General features: G+C 68.0%; 2 protein-coding genes and 1 pseudogene. All 3 read left to right on the plus strand.

Features of this window, described 5'->3' with window-relative positions:
* A pseudogene (locus A612_RS00930) lies at window positions 1-201 on the plus strand (tRNA (adenosine(37)-N6)-threonylcarbamoyltransferase complex transferase subunit TsaD); the annotation flags it as partial.
* 30 nt (window positions 202-231) lie between these two features.
* Window positions 232-900, plus strand: a complete 669-nt coding sequence (locus tag A612_RS00935; RefSeq protein ID WP_019372744.1) for a DUF2242 domain-containing protein — start codon at window positions 232-234, stop codon at window positions 898-900.
* Window positions 901-1,294: 394 nt separating this feature from the next.
* A complete protein-coding gene (locus tag A612_RS00940) occupies window positions 1,295-2,602 on the plus strand; it encodes a branched-chain amino acid ABC transporter substrate-binding protein (protein WP_040435437.1) in 1,308 nt (435 codons plus the stop codon).
* The last annotated feature ends 5 nt before the right edge of the window (window positions 2,603-2,607 follow it).

A 2,607-nucleotide genomic window follows, 5' to 3' on the forward strand; every position in this document is an offset into this window, starting at 1 on the left:
GAGCGGCTCGACGCCGCCTGCCGCGCGCGCGGGGTGCGGGTGCATTATCCGGAGCTGCACCTGTGTACCGACAACGGCGCCATGATCGCGATGGTCGCTGCCATGCGCCTGCAGGCCGGGCTGGAGCAAGCCCGGGCCGACTACCGCTTCGAGGTCCGCCCCCGCTGGGACCTGGCGTCGGTGGGCGCGGCGGTTGCATGAAGACTTGAAACCTTCCCGTTCCGCCTGACGATGTTTGCGTTGCGTCGCCTTCGCCTGCCGGCCGGATCTGCCGCCCGGCTCCCGCTTGCCATCGCCTGCTGCCTGCTGGCGGCAGGGTGTGCGCGCATCCCGGACGCCGTTCCGGGCCTGGACCGCTCGGCCCCGACCGGCTTCACACCCAACGACTTCGACACCTCCAGCATGCACGTGCGCGAGGCGCTGGCGCCCCAGGACCGCGCCTGCGAGGCGGCGCGCCGCGCCCTGCTCAGCCAGGGCTACGTGGTCCATTCTGCCAGCGCCGAGCTGGTCAGTGGCCGCAAGTACTATCAGCCGCACCCGGACAACCACTACGCCGTGGAGATGCGAGTGGTGTGTGCGAGCGAGGACGGCGATGGGGTCCGCACTTCCATCTATGCCAGTGCCGTGCAGGACCGCTACGTGATCAAGAAAGTGAACAATTCGGCCTCCCTCGGGGTGGGGGGCCTCGGGTCGGTATCGCTGCCCTTCAGCGCCACCGATGACACCCTCGTGAAGGTCGGAAGCGAGACCATCAGCGACGCCCCTTTCTACGAGCGCTTCTTCCAGCTGTTCGAGCGCTACGTGGCGTTGCAGCCCGTGCCTGCCCTGTCGGCAGCGCCGACGGGCGCCCCGCCCCTGCCTCTGCAGGAGCGCGAGGCGGTGCCGCGCAGTCCCTCCTGAGCTCAGGGCCGGGGAGCGGGGCCTCCCTGCAGTTTTCCCTTCCGCTTCTGCCGTCGGGCGCCAAGGCGCTGGGCCTGGGCGTGCGCATCAGGCGCGTACTCCGCCGCGCGTTTCCTGAAATTGCGAGCAATTGGGTGCTTTTGGATGCCTGTTGCTGAAACTTCTCTCTATCTTTCCTCTGTTGCAGCAAAAGCTGCCAACACTCCATCAACTTGGTGCTTCTTCCGTCAAAAGCGAACAAAGTTTTTTCCGATTCGGGACACTTGCGCGCATTTCTTGGGCTGGCTTTATTTTTGGGCGCGGCCGCTCCAAGGGCGCGCTGGGCAGGCAAGAATGGAAAAAGGCGGCCGGGGTCCCTCGCCGCTTTTTGTTTCTGCCACTGTTCACTGGAGCCATGTCCCCTCTGTCCCGCCGCGGCGCCACCGTCCGCTTCTGTGGGTTGCTTTGTTCGACCCTGTGGTTCACCTCGTCTCCCGCCCATGCCCAGGGCAACCCCGGTGCGTCCGGAATGCCCATCAAGGTCGCGATGGTGGAGAGCCTCTCCGGCAGCTTCGCCAACGCCGGCGAAGCCGTGTTTCGCAACATTGCCTGGGCGGTGGAGCGCGTGAATGAGCGCGGCGGCGTCGCGCTGCCCGCCTCCGAGGGTGGGACCCGGCGGCTGCAGCTGCTGCGCTACGACAGCAAGGGCCAAAACGAGGAGGCACTGTCGGCCCTGCGCGCGGCCATCGACGACGGCGCGCGCATCATCTTGCAGGGCAACTCCTCGGCCACCGCCGCCGTGCTGATCGAAGCCATCAACAAGCACAACCAGCGCGATCCAGGGCGGCGCGTGGTGTTCCTGAATTACTCGGCGGTCGATCCCATTCTGACCAACGAGAAATGCAGCTTCTGGCACTTCCGCTTCGATGCGCACGCCGACATGCGAATGGCTGCGCTGATGGAGGTGATGCGCGAGAATCGGGCGCTGTCGCGGGTCTACCTGATCGGCCAGGACTACAGCTTTGGCCAGGCCGTGCTGCGCGAGGCGCGCGAGCAGCTGGCGCGCCAGCGGCCGGACGTGGCGATCGTGGGCGAGGAGCTGCATCCGGTCGGGCGCATCAAGGACTTTGCGCCCTACGCCGTGAAGATCAAGGCGAGCGGCGCCCAGGCGGTGGTCACCGGCAACTGGGGCAACGACCTGACGCTGCTGGTTAAGGCGGCGCGCGAGGTCGGCTACGAGGGCACCTTCTATACCTTCTATGGCAACGCGCTGGGCGCACCGGCGGCGCTGGGCGATGCCGGCGTGGGCAAGGTGGTGGCGGTGGCGGACTGGCTGCCCAACCTGCCGACCGCCGCCAGCGAACGCTTCTACCAGTCCTTTCGCGAGCGCTTCCCGCGCCCCCAGGACGATTACGTCCACATGCGCATGCAGCTGCTGATCGAGGCGCTGGCGCAGGCGCTGGAGCGCGCCGGCAGCACCGACGCGCTGGCCGTGGCGCGCGCCCTCGAGCAGGCCGAGGTCTCGCTGGCGGGGCAGCGGGGGCGCATGCGCGCCAGCGACCACCAGTTCCAGCAGCAGCTGGTGGTGGGCGTGATGGAGCGGCTCGGCAGTCCCGGCGTGCGTTTCGACGTGGAGGGCTCGGGCTACGGCTTCCGGGTGGTGCGCCAGATCCCGGCCGAGCGTGCCGAGATGCCGACCCCCTGCCAGATGCAGCGGCCCTGAGCCAC

Source organism: Melaminivora alkalimesophila (genome assembly GCF_000282995.1).
GTDB lineage: Bacteria > Pseudomonadota > Gammaproteobacteria > Burkholderiales > Burkholderiaceae_C > Melaminivora > Melaminivora alkalimesophila.

Bases quoted from the DNA above. Each gene is read 5' to 3' on its own strand.
- A612_RS00935 (WP_019372744.1), top strand. From the start codon at position 232: ATGTTTGCGTTGCGTCGCCTTCGCCTGCCGGCCGGATCTGCCGCCCGG.
- A612_RS00940 (WP_040435437.1), top strand. From the start codon at position 1,295: ATGTCCCCTCTGTCCCGCCGCGGCGCCACCGTCCGCTTCTGTGGGTTG.